Annotated in this window: 9 protein-coding genes; 8 read left to right on the plus strand and 1 reads right to left on the minus strand. The window is 66.8% G+C overall.

What is annotated here, in order from left to right; all coding sequences use genetic code 11:
- The first annotated feature begins 17 nt into the window (after positions 1-17).
- The 7 genes from CK627_RS13615 to amoH all read left to right on the plus strand — a co-directional run bounded on the left by CK627_RS13615 (position 18) and on the right by amoH (position 15,746).
- The gene (locus CK627_RS13615) at positions 18-1,205 is read left to right on the plus strand and encodes an isochorismate synthase (protein ID WP_095592608.1); all 1,188 of its coding nucleotides are present in this window, start codon (positions 18-20) and stop codon (positions 1,203-1,205) included.
- 76 nt (positions 1,206-1,281) lie between these two features.
- Positions 1,282-2,943, plus strand: coding sequence for a (2,3-dihydroxybenzoyl)adenylate synthase (locus tag CK627_RS13620; RefSeq protein WP_095592609.1), 1,662 nt, complete (start codon positions 1,282-1,284; stop codon positions 2,941-2,943).
- Between the two features lie 23 nt (positions 2,944-2,966).
- Positions 2,967-3,878, plus strand: coding sequence for an amonabactin biosynthesis bifunctional protein AmoB (amoB, locus tag CK627_RS13625; RefSeq protein WP_095592610.1), 912 nt, complete (start codon positions 2,967-2,969; stop codon positions 3,876-3,878).
- Positions 3,875-6,976: an amonabactin biosynthesis non-ribosomal peptide synthetase AmoF gene (gene amoF / locus CK627_RS13630; protein ID WP_095592611.1), complete on the plus strand. Its 3,102-nt coding sequence runs from the start codon at positions 3,875-3,877 to the stop codon at positions 6,974-6,976. Before amoB ends, amoF begins: the two co-directional genes overlap by 4 nt.
- 20 nt (positions 6,977-6,996) lie before the next feature.
- Positions 6,997-7,746 carry an amonabactin biosynthesis protein AmoA gene (gene amoA, locus CK627_RS13635; protein WP_095592612.1) on the plus strand — a complete coding sequence of 250 codons (750 nt, stop codon included), beginning with the start codon at positions 6,997-6,999 and terminating at the stop codon, positions 7,744-7,746.
- 135 nt (positions 7,747-7,881) lie between these two features.
- Positions 7,882-14,205: an amonabactin biosynthesis non-ribosomal peptide synthetase AmoG gene (amoG, locus tag CK627_RS13640; protein WP_157737181.1), complete on the plus strand. Its 6,324-nt coding sequence runs from the start codon at positions 7,882-7,884 to the stop codon at positions 14,203-14,205.
- Positions 14,202-15,746: an amonabactin biosynthesis glycine adenylation protein AmoH gene (amoH, locus tag CK627_RS13645; RefSeq protein WP_095592613.1), complete on the plus strand. Its 1,545-nt coding sequence runs from the start codon at positions 14,202-14,204 to the stop codon at positions 15,744-15,746. Before amoG ends, amoH begins: the two co-directional genes overlap by 4 nt.
- Positions 15,747-15,819: 73 nt before the next feature.
- On the opposite strand, the gene CK627_RS13650 is transcribed toward amoH, so the two are convergent.
- Positions 15,820-16,764, minus strand: coding sequence for an amonabactin ABC transporter substrate-binding protein (locus tag CK627_RS13650; protein WP_095592614.1), 945 nt, complete (start codon positions 16,762-16,764; stop codon positions 15,820-15,822).
- 156 nt (positions 16,765-16,920) lie between these two features.
- On the opposite strand from CK627_RS13650, the gene amoD reads away from it, so the two are divergent.
- Positions 16,921-17,706 (plus strand): amonabactin biosynthesis phosphopantetheinyl transferase AmoD, encoded by a 786-nt coding sequence (gene amoD / locus CK627_RS13655; protein ID WP_157737182.1) that lies wholly within the window; start codon positions 16,921-16,923, stop codon positions 17,704-17,706.
- Positions 17,707-17,732: the final 26 nt, after the last annotated feature.

Below are 17,732 nucleotides of genomic sequence, written 5' to 3' on the forward strand. Positions count from 1 at the left end.
ATATTTGAGGGTGTAACGTGGATACTCTTGTGATGGAAAATAGCGCGCCTGCCCAGGCTGCGTCACCGCCCGAATTCTTGTTTACCTCGGGGCAGGGCACGATCAGTGCCACTGACCTGGGCCAGCCTATCACCACCCCCGCCTGTGAATGGCCTTTGCTGGAACAACAGATTGCCGACGCGCTGGCCGCGGCCAGCGCCGCCGGCCAGAGCAACCCCCTGCTGATCGGTGCCTTTGCGTTCGACCCGGCGGAGGCCTCCTGCCTCTATGTGCCCGGCAGCTATAAGCGGGGCGAGAAACTGGCCCCGACAGAGCCGTCATCGGTGACAGCGGCCGAGCAGACCGTCGAGGCCAATCGGGTCATCTCGGTGCAGAGCACCCCGCCGGCCAGCGAATTCCAGGCCTCGGTCAGCGCGGCGCTGGATGCGTTTGCACAAGGCCGGTTGTCCAAGGTGGTGTTGTCGCGCAAGCTGACACTCACCCTGCATCAGCCCGCCGATCCTAAGCGGGTGATGACCCGTCTGATGGCCCAGAATCCCCACGCCTTCCACTTCTCCCTGCCGCTCGGCCAGGGCCGCCGCCTGCTCGGCGCCAGTCCGGAGCTGCTGCTGCGGGTCAGCGGGGGAGAGGTGTTCACTCACCCGCTGGCGGGCTCCGCCAGACGGGCGAGCGAGCCGGCGCAAGACGAAATGGTGGCCCGGGATCTGCTGGCCTCTCGCAAGGATCAGCATGAACACAAGTTGGTGATCGACGAGATCCGCCGGGTGCTGACCCCCCACTGCCGCGAGCTGGCGATACCGTCCAGCCCCTCGCTGATGAGCACGGATACCCTCTGGCATCTGGGCACTCCCATCGCCGGCCGGCTGCACGGCGGCGAGGCGTCGGTGCTCTCCTTGGCCTGCCAGCTCCATCCCACCCCGGCCCTGTGCGGTTATCCCACCGAACTCGCCCGCCAGTTTATCCGCGAGCAGGAGCCCTTCCGGCGCGCCCTGTTCAGCGGCATCGTCGGCTGGTGCGACAGCCAGGGCAACGGCGAGTGGGCCGTGGTGATCCGCTGTGGCGTGCTCGATGGCCATCAGGTGGAGCTGTTTGCCGGCGCCGGCATCGTCGCGGGCTCGGATCCCGCCATGGAGTGGGCCGAGACCGGCACCAAGCTGGGGACCATGCTCAAAGCCCTGGGCCTGGATTTGGAGGTAGCGCAATGAACCAGCATCAATATCTGGGCTGGCAGAGTGGGCAGCCAAATCTGAAAGCCCTGGGTCTGGATTTGGAGGTGGCGCTATGACGCACTCCAACCGCTTCCTGCCCTATACCCGCTGGCCCGACGAATTGGCCCAGCGTTACCGCGCCAAGGGGTATTGGCGCGGCGAGCCGCTGACCGCCATGCTGGCGCGTCAGTGCGAGCGGGCCCCCGACGCCGAGGCCATTCTCTGCGGCGAGCGCCGCTTCAGCTATGGCGAGCTGGACGCCGTCTCGAGCCGGCTGGCCGAAAATCTGGCCCGCCACGGCCTGGGGGTGGGGGATACCGCGCTGGTGCAGCTCCCCAACGTGGCCGAGTTCTATCTGGTGTTCTTCGCCCTGCTCAAGGCCGGCATTGCGCCGGTCAATGCGCTCTTTAGCCACAACCGGCTGGAGCTGGCCTCTTACGCCGAGCAGATCCGGCCCCGCCTCTTTATCGGCTCGCTGGCCCATCCGCTGTTTGCGAGCAAGGGTCGTGAGAGCGAGCTGCTGACAACCATGGGCGCCGAGCTGGTGCTGCTGGATGGCGACACAGGGGAGCTGGGGCTAAGCCGCTGGTTGGCGAAGGTGGCTGAGGGTGAGCCGGTGAAATCTGGCCCGACCCCGGCGAACGAGGTGGCCTTCTTCCAGCTCTCCGGTGGCAGCACAGGCACTCCCAAGCTTATCCCGCGTACCCATGACGACTATTACTACAGCGTGCGCCGCAGCGTTGAGCTCTGCGGTCTTGGCCCCCATACCTGCTATCTGTGTGCCCTGCCGGCGCCCCACAACTTCCCCCTGAGCTCCCCGGGCGCCCTTGGGGTGTTCGAGGCGGGTGGCACCGTGGTGCTCGCACCCGACCCCAGCCCCATCAGCTGTTTTCCGCTGATTGCCCGCCACAGGATCAATCTCACCTCGCTGGTGCCGCCGGCGGTCTCCCTCTGGTTGCAGGCCGCGGAAGCGGATCCCGCTGCGCGCACTCAGCTCGAGAGCCTCGACTTGTTGCAAGTGGGCGGCGCCAAGCTGGGGGAGGCGGTGGCCAGCAAGATAGGGCCGCTGCTCGGCTGCCGGCTGCAGCAGGTGTTCGGCATGGCGGAGGGGCTGGTCAACTACACCCGGCTGGACGACCCCGACGAGAAGATCATTCACACCCAGGGCCGCCCCATGAGCCCGGACGACGAGGTGCGCATCCTCGATGAGGCGGGCAATCCGGTCGCTCCCGGCGAGTCTGGCGCCCTGCACACCCGCGGCCCCTACACCTTCCGCGGCTATTACCAGAGCCCGGCCCACAACGCCCGGGTGTTCGATAGCGAGGGTTTCTACTGCTCCGGCGACCTGGTGGTACAGGATGCCGATGGTTACCTGACCGTGGTAGGGCGGCAAAAGGATCAGATCAACCGGGGCGGCGAGAAGATCGCGGCGGAAGAGGTGGAAAACCAGCTGCTGCACCACCCGGCTATCACCCATGCGGCCCTGGTCTCCATGCCCGACAGCGCCATGGGGGAGAAGAGCTGCGCCTTTATCGTCACCACCGAGCCGGGGCTCAAGCCGCTGGCCTTGCGCAAGTTTCTGCGCGAGCGCGGGGTGGCGGACTTCAAGCTGCCCGACCGTTTCGAAACCCTGGACGCCCTGCCCATGACGGCGGTGGGCAAGATTGACAAGCAGGGGCTGCGGGCGCGCATTGCGCACGCCATCGCCGCCAACCAGTCCCTGACAACAGCATAAAACTAAAAAGGAATCATGACGTTATGGCTATCCCAACCCTGAACAATTACGCCATGCCCAGCCAGTGGAAGGCCAACAAGGTCGACTGGACCCTGGAACCCAAACGCGCCGCCTTGCTGATCCACGACATGCAGGAGTACTTCACCGCCTTCTATGGTGAAAACAGCCCGCTGATCGCAGCCCTCACCGAGCGCCTGGCCGCCGTGCGCAAGCAGTGCAAGGCCCTCGGCATTCCGGTCTTCTACACCGCCCAGCCCAAGGATCAATCCCCTGAAGATCGCGCCCTGCTCAACGACATGTGGGGCCCGGGGCTCAACAAGCGGCCCGAGCAGCAGCAGGTGGTGGCAGCACTCTGCCCAGAGCGTGACGACACCGTGCTGGTCAAGTGGCGCTACAGCGCCTTCCAGCGCTCCGAGCTGGAGCAGATGCTCAAAGAGTTGGGACGGGATCAGCTGATCATCGGCGGCATCTACGGCCATATCGGCTGCATGATGACCGCCTGCGACGCCTTCATGCGCGACATCCAGCCCTTCTTCCTGGCGGACGGGGTGGCGGACTTCTCCCTGGCCGATCACCAGATGGCGCTCGACTACGTGGCGACCCGCTGCGGCAAGGTGATCCGCTGCGAGGAGGTGCTGGCGCTCGCCCCGGCGTCCGCTTCTGCCGCCCAACCCACCAATCCCTTGCTGACGTATGAGGGTCTCAAGGCGCGGCTGCTGAGCCATATCGACGAGGACGAAGGGGAGTTTGACCCCGACGAGAACCTCATCGACTACGGTCTGGATTCGGTGCGGATCATGGCCCTGCTCACCGAGTGGCGCGCCGCCGGGGTGGAGCTCGGCTTCGTGGATCTCGCCAAGCTGCCGACCCTCAACGGTTGGTGGCGCCTCATCGAGTCCAAACTGGCAGCCCAGGCGCTGGAGGTGACCCCATGAACCGCTTCCCCTTGACCATCCCCCAGCAGGGGCTCTGGTCCGGACATCTGCTGAACGACGACAAGGCGATGTTCAACACCGCCGAGTGCATCGCCTTCGACGGCAAGGTCGAGGTGGCCGTGCTGGCCGCGGCCCTTGCCAAGGCGGTGGGGGAGTGCGAGGCGCTCAGGGGCCATTTCGAGCAAGACGGCGAGACGGTCTGCTTCGTCCCGGCCGATCTGCCCCTGGCCTATGAAGAGGCCTCCCTCGAGCGCGATGACGAGACGCTGGCCCGCGCCTGGGCCTGGGCCGATCTGCGCCGCCCGTTCGAGTTGACCCAAGAAGCGCCCTGCCGCTTCGCCCTGCTGCGCGGCCCCGGCCGCGATTATCTCTACAGCTGCGTGCACCACATCGCCCTCGACGGCTTTGGCGCCACCTTGCTGTTCCAGCGCATCGCCGAGCTCTATGCAGAGGGGCTGGCCGGTGAGATGAACTCCCCATCCCCCTTCGGCTCGTTGGCGGAGGTGCTGGCCGAAGAGGCGGGCCGTGAGCAGAGCGGCAAGAACGCCGCCGCTCGCACCTTCTGGCAGGAGCAGCTGCAAGGCTGGCCCGAGGTGACATCCTTTGGCTCGTTACGGGCGCCGATTGCCGCCGAATTTATCCGTGAGAGCCGTCCGCTGCCGGCGGCGCTGTGGCAATCCCTGACCGGCTTTGCCGACGAGCACAAGCTGGGCTGGCCCGATCTGCTGCTGGCCGGCCTCTCTGCCCAGCTGTCGCTGTCGAGCGGCCAGGATAAGACCCTGCTCGGCCTGATGATGATGAACCGCATCGGCTCGGCATCGTTGACCGTGCCCTGCATGCAGATGAACATTACCCCGCTGGCGCTGACACTGGGTGAAGAACTGGATCTGGCAGGCGCCGCCGGCGCCGTGGCCAAGGCCAAACGCGGGGTGCGCAAACACCAGCACTACCGCTACGAGCTGTTGCGCCGCGACCTTGGCCTGGTGGGGGGCGACAAGCGCCTGTTCGGCCCGCTGGTCAACATCATGCCGTTTGATCACGCTCGCCGCTTCGGGCAGTTATCTGCCCATATTCTCAACATCAGCGCCGGCCCGGTGGAAGATCTCACCATCGAGGTGCAGGTCGGCGTCGATGGTCAGCCCAGACTGGATCTGGACGCCAACCCCGGCTGCTACTGTCAGGCAGATCTGGCGGCCATCGCCGATACCCTGTTTGCCCTGCTGGGCCGCTGGCTGGCCGAGCCCGCCCAGACCCTGGGGGCGCTCAAGGGCGACTGGCTGGCCGAGCAGCGGGCCAGCGCCCTGATCGCCGGCCCCGCCCATGAAGTGATCAAGGCACGGCCGGTGCTGGATGCGCTCTGCCACTTCGCCGCCCAGACCCCGCACAAGATTGCCTTGATTCAGAGCTCGGAGCAGGGAGAGGTCCGCTTCAGCTACGAGGCGCTGCTGGCCCGCTGCGAACAGATGGCGGCAGCCCTGCAGGCCGCAGGCGTCGCCCCCGGCGACAAGGTGGGGGTCATGCTGGCCCGCACCCCCCAGGCCATCTTCGCCCAGCTGGCGGTGCTGCTGGCGGGCGCCGTCTACGTGCCGCTCGATCCCGATCAGCCCCTGGAGCGCCAGGGCCATATTCTGCGGCTGGGGGAGGTCAAGACCCTGATCACCCAGGCCGAGTACCGCCACAAGCTGGCCAGCCTGTTTGCGGGGCGCACGCTCCTGGCGGGGGATCTGGTGAGCGATGATCGGCTCAACCAGCCGGCCGCTGACCGCGCCGTCGCCTACCTGATGTTCACCTCTGGCTCCACCGGTCTGCCCAAGGGGGTGGCGGTCAGCCACGGCGCGTTGGATCACTTCGCCGCCGCCGCCCGCTGCCGTTATCGCCTGGATGAAGAGGCGCGGATGCTGCAATTCGCCCCCTTCAACTTCGACGCCAGCATCGAGGAGGTGTTCGCCACCTTGAGCGCTGGCGCCACCCTGGTGCTGCGCACCGACGCCCTGCTGGAATCCATGCCCGCCTTTGCGGCCGGGGTGGAGCAGATGGGGATCACCCACCTCGACCTGCCCACCGCGTTCTGGAACGAGTGGGTGGTGGCGCTGACGGCGGGTCAGGCCCACATTCCTGCCGGGCTTACCACCGTCATCATCGGCGGCGAGGCGGTCTACCCCGAGCAGCTGGCCCAGTGGCAGCGTCAGGGCCGCTCCGATGTGCGCCTCTTCAACACCTACGGCCCCACCGAGACCACAGTGGTGGTGACCACCCAGGAGCTGCAGCAGGAAGATCCGAGCCAGGCCCAGTTGCCCATCGGCCTGCCGCTGGCCGGCATGCTGGCGCTCGTTCTGGGGGCGGGGGAGCAACCCGCGGAGGAAGGGGAGCTGGTTCTGCTCGGCCCGCAACTTGCCAACGGCTACGTGGGCGGCGTGCAAGGGAGTTTCGGCACCCTGAAGGTCGGCGAGCAAGAGCTGCCCGTCTATCGCACCGGCGATCGAGTTCGCCTGGTGGCTGGCCGGCTGGTCTACCTCGGTCGGCGCGACAACGAATTCAAGATAAGCGGCTATCGCATCCAGCCCGGCGAGGTGGAGGCCCAGCTGCTGGCCCTGCCGGGGGTGGATGAGGCCTGCGTGCAGGGGGTGAGCATCGGCAGCGTGCGCCGGCTGGTGGCCTTCGTGGCGGGGTCGGAGCGCGACAGCCGGGTCATCAAGGCGCAGCTGGCCAGGGTGCTGCCTGCCGCCATGATCCCCACCGACTATCGCCACTATGACCAGCTGCCCCGCACCGGCTCCAACAAGCTGGATCGCAAGGCCCTGCTGGCCGCCTACCAGGCGGGGGGCGAAGCCCTGACCCTGGGCAGCGAGACCGAGAACCGGGTCGGCGCCATCTGGCAGCAGATCCTGGGGCTCGCCACCATGGCGCCCACCGACAACTTCTTCGAACTGGGGGGCCAGTCCCTGCAGACCATCCAGATCGTCAACCGGCTCGGCGCCGAGTTCGGGGTGCAGGTCAAGGTCTCCGATGTGTTCGATCACCCTCGGCTGGATGACTTCTGCCGTTTCCTCGACGGCCTGCTTGCCGAGGACGAAGAGAGCGTGGAGATGGTGTGGTGATGGATAAGGAGCAACAAGCAATGGCCTTTGATTTCACTGGCAAGCGGGTCTGGGTAACCGGGGCCGGGCGTGGCATCGGCCGCGAGGTGGCCACGCAGTTCGTGGCGGCCGGAGCAATCGTGGTGGGGCTGGATCTGGCGTTTCCCGAAGCCGATTACCCCTATGCCACCCGGCTGCTCGATATTGGCGATTCGAAGGCGGTCAACGCCTGCTGCGCAGCGCTGCTGGTAGACGGCGGGCTCGATGTGCTGGTCAACGGGGCCGGTGTGCTGCGCCTCGGCTCCACCGAGACTCTGAGCGATGACGACTGGCACGACTGCATGACGGTCAACGCCAGCGGGGTCTTCTATCTGCTGCGGGCCCTGGTGCCCCACTTCAAGGAGCAGCGGCGCGGCGCCATCGTCACCATCGGCTCCAACGCCGCCCATGTGCCGCGCATGCAGATGGCAGCCTATTGCGCCTCCAAGGCGGCGGTCACCAGCCTGACCCAGACGGTGGGGCTGGAGCTGGCCCCCTTCGGCGTGCGCGCCAACCTGGTGTCGCCGGGCTCGACGGATACCCCCATGCTGCGCGGCATGCTGCCAAGCGAGGAGGCCATGGCCCGCACCATTGCCGGGTTGCCGGAGCAGTTCAAGCTCGGCATCCCCCTGCGCAAGGTAGCCACTCCGGCGGAGATCGCCCATACCGTCCTCTTCCTGGCCTCGGATCTGGCCAGCCACATCACGCTGCAGGATCTGGTCGTCGACGGCGGCGCCACCCTGAGTGCCTGAGGCTTGAGAAACAGATGAACAATATGATTTTGCTGTTGAAACAGCTGGATGGTCAGAGCGTCAAGCTCGCCCTGAATGAGAAGGGGCAGGACGGTTTTTCTTCCTATCGCGCCACGCCGGCTGTCTGAGGTACAGATGAACAATATGATTTTGCTGTTGAAACAGCTGGAACGGCAGGGAGTCAAGCTGGCGCTGAACGACAAGGGCCAGCTTATCTCCCAGTCGAGCAAGGAGGCGGTGACGCCGGCCATCGGTGCCACCATCAAGGCCCACAAGAATGAGCTGGTGCGCTGCCTGGCGGCCCGTGCCGCCTTCGAGGCACCCATTCTTGCGCAACGTGAGGCCGAGGGCGCCCGGCAGGGGCCGCTCTCGTCGTCCCAGAGCGGGCTCTGGTTTATCGAGCAGTACGAGGAGGCCTCCCACCTCTACAACATGCCGGTCTATTTTCGCGTCAAGGGAGAGTTGGACACGGCGGCGCTGGAGTTTGCCTTCGACCACCTGTTTGCCCGCCACCCGAGCATGCGTACCCGCTTCATCAAGGACGAGGCGGGCAGGGGGGCCCAGGAGATCCTGCCCCACACGCCCTTCAAGTTGCAGATTGAGGACGTGAGCGCAGAGCCCATTGCCGAGCGCGAGGCCTATGTGGCCCGCCGGGTGCGCGAGGAGATAGGCCGCCCCTTCTCCCTGACTCAGGGGGATCTGAGCCGGGTGCATCTTATTCGGCTGGGCAGCCGCGAGCACGTGCTGCTGATCACCCAGCACCACATCATCTCCGACGGCTGGTCGGTCAAGAATATGTTTGCGGATCTCAAGCGCGCCTTTCTTGCCCACCAGAACCGCGAGCCCCTGCAGGTGAGCGAGCTGCCGCTCACCTACATCGACTATGCCCGCTGGTTCAACTCACCGCGTTTTCTCGATTATCACGCCGAGTTCAAACCGTTCTGGGTCGACCGGCTCGGTGGCAGCCCCGAGGTGCACGGCCTGCCGCTCGACAAGCCGCGCCCGGCCCATCAGGACAGCGGCGGCGAGCTGGTCTTCTCCACCATCGAGAGCGACCTGTGGGAGAGCTTCAAGCGCCTGTGTCAGCGCCATAGCACCTCCAACTTCATCGGTCTGCACGCCCTGTTTGCCCTGCTGATGGTGCGCCAGAGCGGCGAGAAGGAAGTCGTCATCGGCACCCCGCTCGCCTATCGCGAGCGCCACGAAATCGAGTCGCTGGTGGGCTTTTTCGTCAACACCCTGGTGCTGCGCACTCAACTCAGCGGCAAGCCCAGCTTTGTCGACTATCTGCAGCAGTGCCGGGAGGAAGATCTGGCGGCCTTCGATCACCAGCTCTACCGCTTCGAGGCGCTGGCCGAGGCCATCGGCGCCGATCGCACTACCGCCATCAACCCCATCTTCCAGATCATGCTGGTCTATCAGGCCAAGGTGGACTTCAACGATCTCATCCCCGGCTGCCAGCTGGTGGAGGAGACCTCGCCTGTGCTGCCGGCCAAGACCGATATCTCGGTCAAGGTGACCGAGCTGATGGACTCCGTCAGGGTGGACTGGCTGTTTGCCACCGCCCTGTTCGAGCGAGAGACCGTCCAGGCGCTTGCCGATCGCCTGCTGCACCTGATGCGCGCCGTGGTGGCGGCCCCCGAGACCGACATCTGGCAACTGCCGCTGGAGGCGGGCACCGACCAGGCCGCGCTTGCCGCACAGCTTGCCGACCTGCCGCGGGACTACCCGAGCCGCGACACCCTGCTCTGTCATATCGAGCGGTGCGTTATTCAGTTGCCGGACGCGCTGGCGGTCAGCGACGGTGCGCAATCGTTGACCTATGGCGAGCTGGAGGCGCGTGCCAACCGGCTGGCCCACTGGCTGCAGGCTCAGGGCGTCACCCCGGGCGCCGCCATCGGCATCCAGGCCAGACGCGATGTCGCCTTCGTCATCGCCCTGCTTGCCTGCTGGAAGGCGGGGGCGGCTTATGTGCCCCTCGACCCTGCCTATCCCGCCGAGCGGCTGGCCCATATCCTTGGCGATGCATCCATCAGCCTGGTGCTGGGTGGCGTGCCGGATCCGCGGCTTGGCGAGGCGCTGGCGGGCACGACGGCCGAATATCACGATCTGCAAGGGCTGGTGCTGGACAAGATGCCAACCAGCACGCCCGCACTGCCTCGGGACGCCGCCATGCTGGCCCAGATCATCTACACCTCCGGCAGCACCGGCCTGCCCAAGGGGGTCATGGTGGAGCAGGGCAGCCTGGTCAACCTGATGGCGGATCACGGCGAGCGCATCGCCCTTGATCAGGATGGCGCCATGTTCAACTGCATGTCCCTCTCGTTCGATGCAGGCAACATGACCACCCTGCTGCCGCTCTACTGCGGCGCGGCCCTGCACTTCGGCGAGCCGGGCGAGGGGGTGATCGGTGCCGCGATCGCTTGCGGTGCCAGCCATATGATTTTGCCGACCGCTTTGCTGGCGAACCTGCTGCCACCGACGGATCTCGGTTCCCTCAAGGCCATCGGTTTTGGCGGCGAGGCGTGCCCGAGCAGTCTGGTGGAGCGCTGGGGGGAGCGGGTGGCGTTGTTCAACATGTACGGCCCGACCGAGTGCACCGTCACCGCGCTCTGCGCGCAGCTCACCCCGGGGGGGCCCATCACCATAGGTCGCCCCGTCAACCACCTGAAGGCGCTGATCCTGGACGAGGGGGGCAACCTCTGCCCGGTGGGGGTGCCCGGCGAGCTCTGCCTGGCAGGGCTGGGGCTGGCCCGCGGCTACCTCAATCTGCCGGAGCGCACCCAAGAGGCCTTTATCGAGCTGGCCTTTGATGCAACGAATGGGGAACGTACCCATCGCCTCTATCGCACCGGCGATCGGGCCTTGCTGCGCCGCGACGGCAACATCCAGTATCTGGGTCGGATAGACGAGCAGATCAAGCTGCGCGGCTATCGCATCGAGCCGGGTGAGATAGAGACCCGGCTCGCCGAATTGTGCCCGGCCATTCGCCAGATCAAGGTGGTGGTGCAGGAGGGGCGCCTGCTGGCTTACGCCTGTTTGCAGGCCGGGGCAAGGGAGCCCGACGGCGACGCCCTGCTGCAGCGGGCCGGCGAGTGCCTGCCCGAATACATGGTGCCGGCGCGCCTCTGCTGGCTGCCCGAGATGCCGCTCACCCCCAACGGCAAGCTGGACTTGCGCCGCCTGCCCGCCATCGTCTGGCAGCAGAGCAAGGGCGAGCCGCAAAACGAACTGGAGCAGACCGTGCTAGCCATCTGGCAAGGGGTGCTCAAGCAACCGCTCGGGGTGGAGGATGACTTCTTCCGCTTAGGGGGTGACTCCATCCTCAGCATCCAGCTCACCACCCGGTTGCGGGATGCGGGGCTGCACTGCAGCGTGAAGGACGTGTTCGAAGCCAAGACGGTGCGCCGCCTCTGCCGCCAGCTCAGCCAGCAGCAGGCGGTTAGCCACAGGAGCGAACAAGGCAGCCTGACCGGCGAGTTTCCGCTCCACCCCATTCAGCACTGGTTCTTCGAGCAGGGCTTTGCCAAGCCCGGTCACTGGAACCAGGGGGTGATCCTGCGCCTGCCGGCCGGGGTGGACGATGAGGACCTGCGCGGCTGGCTGAATGCGTTGCGCCAGCACCACGATGCCCTGCGCCTGGCGGTGACCCCGGCCGGTCAGTGCTACCTGGCCGAACTGCCATTGCCGCCGTTGCCGACCCTGGATGCCGCCAATTTCGATGAGGCCGAACTGCAGGCCCGCCTGACCGAGCTGCAAGGAGAGCTCGACCCTGCCAGCGGCCACACCCTGGCCTGGGCCCGCCTGCGCAATCTCTCCTTGGAGGGGGATCGGGAGGGCGAGGGCGATACGGTGGAGGGGCTCTTCCTCGCCTTCCACCACTTGGTCATCGATGCCGTCTCCTGGCGCATTCTGGCCGAAGATCTGGCCCGGGTGAGCAGGGGCGAGCCGTTGCCCGCCAAGGGCAGCAGCTATCGCCAGTGGGGCGAGGGGCTCGCGGCCTATGCCAAACGGGAAGAGGATCAGCTTGGCTTCTGGCTGGCGCAGGGGGAAGGCAGCCAGGGTCACCTGCTGGAGGCGGCGCGCGCCGCCGATGGCCGCGCCGCCGCCAGCCTGCTGCAACTGAGTCAGGAGACCACGGCCCGTCTCATCGACACCGCCAACCAGGCCTACTTCACCCGGGTGCCCGACCTGCTGCTGGCGGCCCTGACCCGTACCCTGAGCGAGCAGGGTTACGGCAGCCGTCATTGCGTGATGCTGGAAGGACACGGCCGTGAGGCCATCGATGCTGAACTGGACGTGAGCCGAACCCTGGGCTGGTTTACCAGCGCCTATCCGCTGGCGCTGGCGGATGCTGGTGCGTGGGACGCGCTGGTCTGCGCCACCAAGGAGCAACTGCGCGCCGTGCCGGACAAGGGGGTGGGCTTCAACGCCCTGCGATTGCACCACCCACGAGGCTGGGCACTGCCCGAAGCCCTGATCGTCTTCAACTACCTGGGGGTCAGCCATCAGGGCGAGGCCGCTCAGCCTTGGCAGCCTCTGCCGCTGGCACCGGGGGCCCCCACGTCCCCTGACAACCTGCCGCGCGAGCTGGTCAGCTTACACGGTGGCGTGTTTGATGGCCGCCTCACCCTGCGCCAGGTGGGCGCCCTCAACCAGCAGGCGAGCGACGCCCTGATGGCGCGGCTGGCGGACAACCTGACGGCGCTGGTAGATCACTGCTGCACGGTGAAGGCGCCGCGTCACACCCCGAGCGACTTCCCGGGGATTATTCTCTCGCAAGCCGCGCTCGATCGGGTGCTGAGCGAACGCGAGGTGGAGACCCTGCTGCCCATGACCTCGCTTCAGCAGAGCATGTTCCATCACAGGGCGCTGCTGCCCCGAGATCACGCCTATCACCTGCAGACCGAGATTGACTATCACCAGCCGCTGGACGTGGCAATCTACCGTCAGGCCTGGCAGGGGCAGATCGCCCGCTGGCCGGCCCTTCGCAGCGAGCTGGTGCTGGCGGACGGGGTGGCGCTGCAGCGCATCTTGAAGCGCGCCGAGTTGCCATTCCACTATGAGGACTTGTCCGAGGTAGGGAATGAGGCGGGAGAGGCCGAGGCACGGGTCCAGGCCTATCGCGAGCAGGATCTGGCCCGCCCGATCCCGCTCGATCAGGCGCCCCTGCTGCGCCTTGCCTGCTTCAAATTGGCCTCCGATCACCACAAGGTGATCTTCAGCGCCCATCACGGCGTGCTGGATGGCTGGAGCGGCCCCGTGTTGCTGGGTTCTTTGCATCGCGGCTATCAGGCGCTGATGAACGGCCTGTTGCCGCAGCGCGAGCCGGATACCGCCTGGCTCGAGTTTGGCCGCCATATCGCCAGCCAAGCCCGCAGCGCCGAGGCTTACTGGCAGGGGCGGGAGGAGCTGCTAACAAAGCCTAACGATCTCGCCTGCCTGTTCGGGGTGACGCTGGACGCTCGCGCAAGCGGGCGCCATACCCAGCTGCGACCGGCGGTGTGCGCCACGGCGCTGCCGGCCGAGGTAGCGACCTTGCTCGCGCGCCGAGCCCGCGAGCTTGGCGTGACCGCGGGCCTGCTGGCCCAATATGCCTGGCACCGTCTGCTGGCACGCCGCTCTGGCGATGCCGTCACCCTGGTGGGCAACGTGACTCCGGGCCGGGATTACCCCATCGAGGGGATCACCGCGAGCGTCGGGCTCTACATCAACAGCCTGCCGTTGGCGCTTGAGTGGCGCACCGAGCTGACCCTGGCCGAGCATATCGCCCGGTTGCAGACCGACCTGATGGCACTCAATGAGCACGGCACCCAGTCGCTGGCGGCACTGACCAAAGGCCGGTCGCGTCTGTTCCAGAGTCTGTTCGTGTTTGAGAACTACCCCATGCCGGCGGCCCCTGTCGCCCCCGAGCCTCACCAGCTGGTGCCGCGCTTTGGCACCGTGGTGGAGAAGGTGGAGCTTCCTCTGTCGCTCGTGGTCAGCAGCCGGGGCGAGACGCTCCAGCTGCGCCTCGAGTTCGATGGCGAGCAGATCCCCGAGGCCCGGGCAGAGGCGGTGCTGGCCGACTGGCTGGCCGAGCTCGACTGGCTGGCGCAGGCGGACCTGAGCCAGCCGGCCAGCGTGGTGGCGACGGCACAGCCCCCGGTGATGCCGCAGGTGGCCGCCACACCATCGACTGTCACACAAGTGGCTGCCCCCGGTCTGGCTCAGCCGCCGGCCGAGGCCCGCGTGCTGGTGGCCCTGTGGGAGCGCCAGTGTGGCGTGCCTGGCATCTGGCAGCAGACCCTGTGTGAACTCGGGGTGGATTCGGTGCAGCAGCTCGCCCTGCTGGCGGCCCTCAACGAGGCGTTTGGCCAGGAGCGGGCGCCGCTCACCCTGCAGACCCTCAAGGCCCATCCATCCCCCAGCCGGCTCTATCGGCACTGGCTGGTGCGCCAAACGGAGGCCGCGCTATGACAGTGACCATCAAGCATGAGGCTCCGCTCGTGCAAACCCGGCCAGCCCCCCGTGAGGGGGCGGCCAACCTGGGTGCGCGGCTGGCGGCATGTCTGGCCGCCAGCCCGCTGACCCCCGCCATTCGTATGGGCGGAGAGGACCTCAGTGAGGGCGGCTCAGATGAGCAGTGGCTCAGCTACGGCGCGCTCAATGATCGGGTGGCCCAGATTGCCGCCCGCCTGCAGGGGCTGGCGGTGGGGGAGCGGGTCGGCCTCTATCTCTCCCGCAGCCCCGATCTGGTGGCCAGCCTGCTGGCCTGCCTGCGGCTCGGCCTCACCTTCGTGCCCCTTGAGCCGGACTTTCCGGTGGAGCGGCTGCAGGGGATCGCCCGTCAGGCGCGCCTGTCGGCGGTGATCTGCGACGGCGACAGGCCGGCTCCCGCCTTCGGCTGTCCGCTGCGCACCCTCGATGGGCCCGCAGCGGCAGGGTCCGTCTCCTGGCCCCGGGTGGATGACGCCCTGGCTGCCTACATGATGTTTACCTCGGGCTCCACCGGCGAGCCCAAGGGGGTGGTCATCAGCCGGCGGGCCCTGCTCTGCTTCCTCGACGGGATCCGCGAGCGGCTCGGGCTCTCACCGAGCTGCCACTGGCTCTTCATCACCACCCCGGCCTTCGACATCTCCCTGCTGGAGATGCTGGGGCCGCTCTGGGGCGGTGGCCGGCTGACGGTGGCTGGCGGTGAGCACAACAAGGATCCTCTGGGGATGCAGGCCTTGCTCGAGGCGGATCCTTCCATCAACTGGCTGCAGGCCACCCCGGCCTGCTGGCGCATGCTGCTCAAAGCGGGCTGGCAGGGGCGCAATACCCTCACCGCCTTGTGCGGCGGCGAGGCGCTGGACTCAGGGTTGGCCGAGCAGCTCTGTGCCCGCACCCGGCGGCTGTGGAACTGCTACGGGCCCACCGAGGCCACCGTCTGGTCGCTGGTGAGCGAGGTGCGCTGGCCACCGACTGATGGCCAGATCACCATCAGCCACAGCCTGCCCGGTTATCGGCACTGGGTGCTGGACGAGGCGGGGCAGCAGGTGGCAGAGGGGGAGTGCGGCGAGCTCTGCATCGAGAGCCCGGCCCTGTGCGAGGGGTACTGGCGCAAGCCGGCCTTGACCCGCGCCGCCTTCCTGCGCCTTGCCACCCATCGCCTCTATCGCACCGGTGATCGGGTGCGGCGGCTGGGGACGGACCGTTTCCTCTATCTGGGACGGCGCGACGATCAGGTCAAGCTGCGCGGTTTTCGCATCGAGCTCGGCGAGGTGGAGGCGGGACTGCGCCGCCAGGCCGGGGTGCAGGAGGCGGCGGTGCGTCTGGTGGGCGAGGGGGACGAGGCCATGCTGGTGGGCTACGTGGAGGCGAAAAGCGGGGTGACCCTCAATCGCCTCGCCCTGCGCAAGGGGCTGCAGGCGACACTGCCGCACTACATGGTGCCGGCGCGGCTCATCCTGCTGGAGGCCCTGCCCAAGACCGGCAGCGGCAAACTGGACAGAAAGGCGCTGCCCTTGCCGGAATAAGTTGGATGTTAAAAGCCATGGATAAAAAAAGCCCGCAAATGCGGGCTTCTTTGTGGGCGCTGATCGCGGGAGCTTATTGGGTGATGGGGGCCGCATCGGGTTTGGCCAGCAGCTGCTCGACATCGTCGATCACCTTGAGGGCCGCCTGGGGGCCGCCGGTGGAGGTCCAGAGCGACCCGTCCACGGCGCCGAAGCGCTTGCTCTTGATGGCACCGAGCTGCTGGAAGGCCGGGGTCTGCTCGGCCTGCTTCATGGCATCCACCGCATCGCCGTTGGCGCTGAGGGTGCCGATCACCAGCCAGTCGCCGTCCAGCAGGTTGAGGGATTCCAGGCTCAGGGCCGGGGAGTGGGGGGTCTTGTCACCGATCTGGTGGGTTGGTCGGGTTAGCCCCATCTCTTCCACCACGCTGCTGGCAAAGGTGCCGCTGTGCATGTAGCTCGGGCCCTTGGGGTTCCAGCGCACTATGCTCAGGCGCTCGCCCTGATGCTTGGCAAGCTTGCTGCGGGCTTCCTGCAGGCGGGCGTCATACTGGGCGAGGAAGGTCTTGGCTTCGGCGTCCCGGTTCAGCACGTGGGCGCTGCGATTGAAGATCTCCTTCCAGGAGTCACCCCAGTTGCCGGTGACGACTGTGGGGGCGATCTCCTTGAGCAGGGCCAGCAGCTCGGGCTTGGTCTGGCCGGTGAGGATGAGATCCGGTTCCAGATCGATCAGCTTCTCCAGGTTGGGGTTGTCCAGATCGCCGACCACGGCGATCTCCTTGCCCGCCTGTTGCAGCAGGTAGCGGGGCAGGGTGGACTGGCCGCGGCCATTGACGGTGCCGACCGGTTGCAGCCCCAAGGTCAGGGCGCTGTCCAGATCGATTTCGCTCAGTACCACCACCCGCTTGGGCTGGGCCGGTACGACCTGGGTCTTGCCGTCGGCATCGGTCACCTGACGGGTCTCGCTGCCGGCCTGTGCCTGGAAGCCGACCAGGCTGGCCAGCATCAGCACGGCAGCCAGGGGAGAGGAGATCTTCATCGTTACATCCTTCTTGGTGAAATCAGTGGAACACTGGGTCCCAAACGGGCGAACTCATGCTACCACAAATTCAAATGATAAGAATTGTCATTTGTGTTTGTGGTGTGTGGAGGGAGCAATTTGCTACCATGCGGGCTCATCCACCAAGGGCCCTTTGTGATGTTCATTGCCACTGCGCCAGCCTGTTCACTTGACCGCTTTATCGTGCAGGCCGACAGCCTGCCGCTGCCCGGCGCGGCGCATCTGGCGCTGCAACGGGTCTGTTTTGACCCCGCCGCCTTCACCCCGGCCTGCTACGACGCGGCCGGCATGGTGCTGCCCGCCAGCTTGCAGCGCGCGGCCCCCAAGCGGCTGGGGGAGTTTCTGGCGGGACGTCTTGCGGCCCGCGAAGCCCTGCGCCCCTTCCACCTCGCGAAGCACCCCGTGGCCATCGGCAACGCCCGCGAACCCTGCTGGCCTGCGGGGTTTGAGGGCAGCATCAGCCACAGCCTGTTGCAGGGGCGCGGCATGGCCCTGTGCGCGGTGCGTCCGGGCCGGGCGGGGATGGGGCTGGATCTGGAGGGCTGGCTGGCAGAGGGGCAGGCGAGCGAGCTCTGGCCCGGTATTGCAAGCGGGGAGGAGTGGGCCCGGCTGGCGGCCGCTGCCCGCGCCGTCGGACTGAGCAGGGCTGAGGCACTCACCTTGATCTTTTCGGCCAAGGAGAGCCTGTTCAAGGCGCTCTACCCCAAGGTGGGGCGCTATTTTGATTTTCTCGATGCCCGCTGGCTGACCATGACGGAGCAGACCCTCACCCTCGAACTCGTGGACTCGCTGACCCCGACACTGCCTGCCGGTTGGCGCTGTACGCTCTACTGGCAGCCAATGTACTGGCAGGCACTGCATTGGCAAACAGGGCACTGGCAAACACGGCCGGGCGGGGTGCTCACCAGCCTGCTGCTGTGAGTGGCGGTGCGCCGAGCTGCAAACAT

The organism is Aeromonas dhakensis (assembly GCF_002285935.1).
GTDB classification, from domain to species: Bacteria; Pseudomonadota; Gammaproteobacteria; order Enterobacterales; family Aeromonadaceae; genus Aeromonas; species Aeromonas dhakensis.

What these genes read in the sequence shown, in the direction of transcription:
- CK627_RS13620 (WP_095592609.1), top strand. Translation starts at nt 1,282, where the DNA reads ATGACGCACTCCAACCGCTTCCTGCCCTATACCCGCTGGCCCGACGAA.
- amoB (WP_095592610.1), top strand. Translation starts at nt 2,967, where the DNA reads ATGGCTATCCCAACCCTGAACAATTACGCCATGCCCAGCCAGTGGAAG.
- amoF (WP_095592611.1), top strand. Translation starts at nt 3,875, where the DNA reads ATGAACCGCTTCCCCTTGACCATCCCCCAGCAGGGGCTCTGGTCCGGA.
- amoA (WP_095592612.1), top strand. Translation starts at nt 6,997, where the DNA reads ATGGCCTTTGATTTCACTGGCAAGCGGGTCTGGGTAACCGGGGCCGGG.
- amoG (WP_157737181.1), top strand. Translation starts at nt 7,882, where the DNA reads ATGAACAATATGATTTTGCTGTTGAAACAGCTGGAACGGCAGGGAGTC.
- amoH (WP_095592613.1), top strand. Translation starts at nt 14,202, where the DNA reads ATGACAGTGACCATCAAGCATGAGGCTCCGCTCGTGCAAACCCGGCCA.
- CK627_RS13650 (WP_095592614.1), bottom strand. Translation starts at nt 16,764, where the DNA reads ATGAAGATCTCCTCTCCCCTGGCTGCCGTGCTGATGCTGGCCAGCCTG.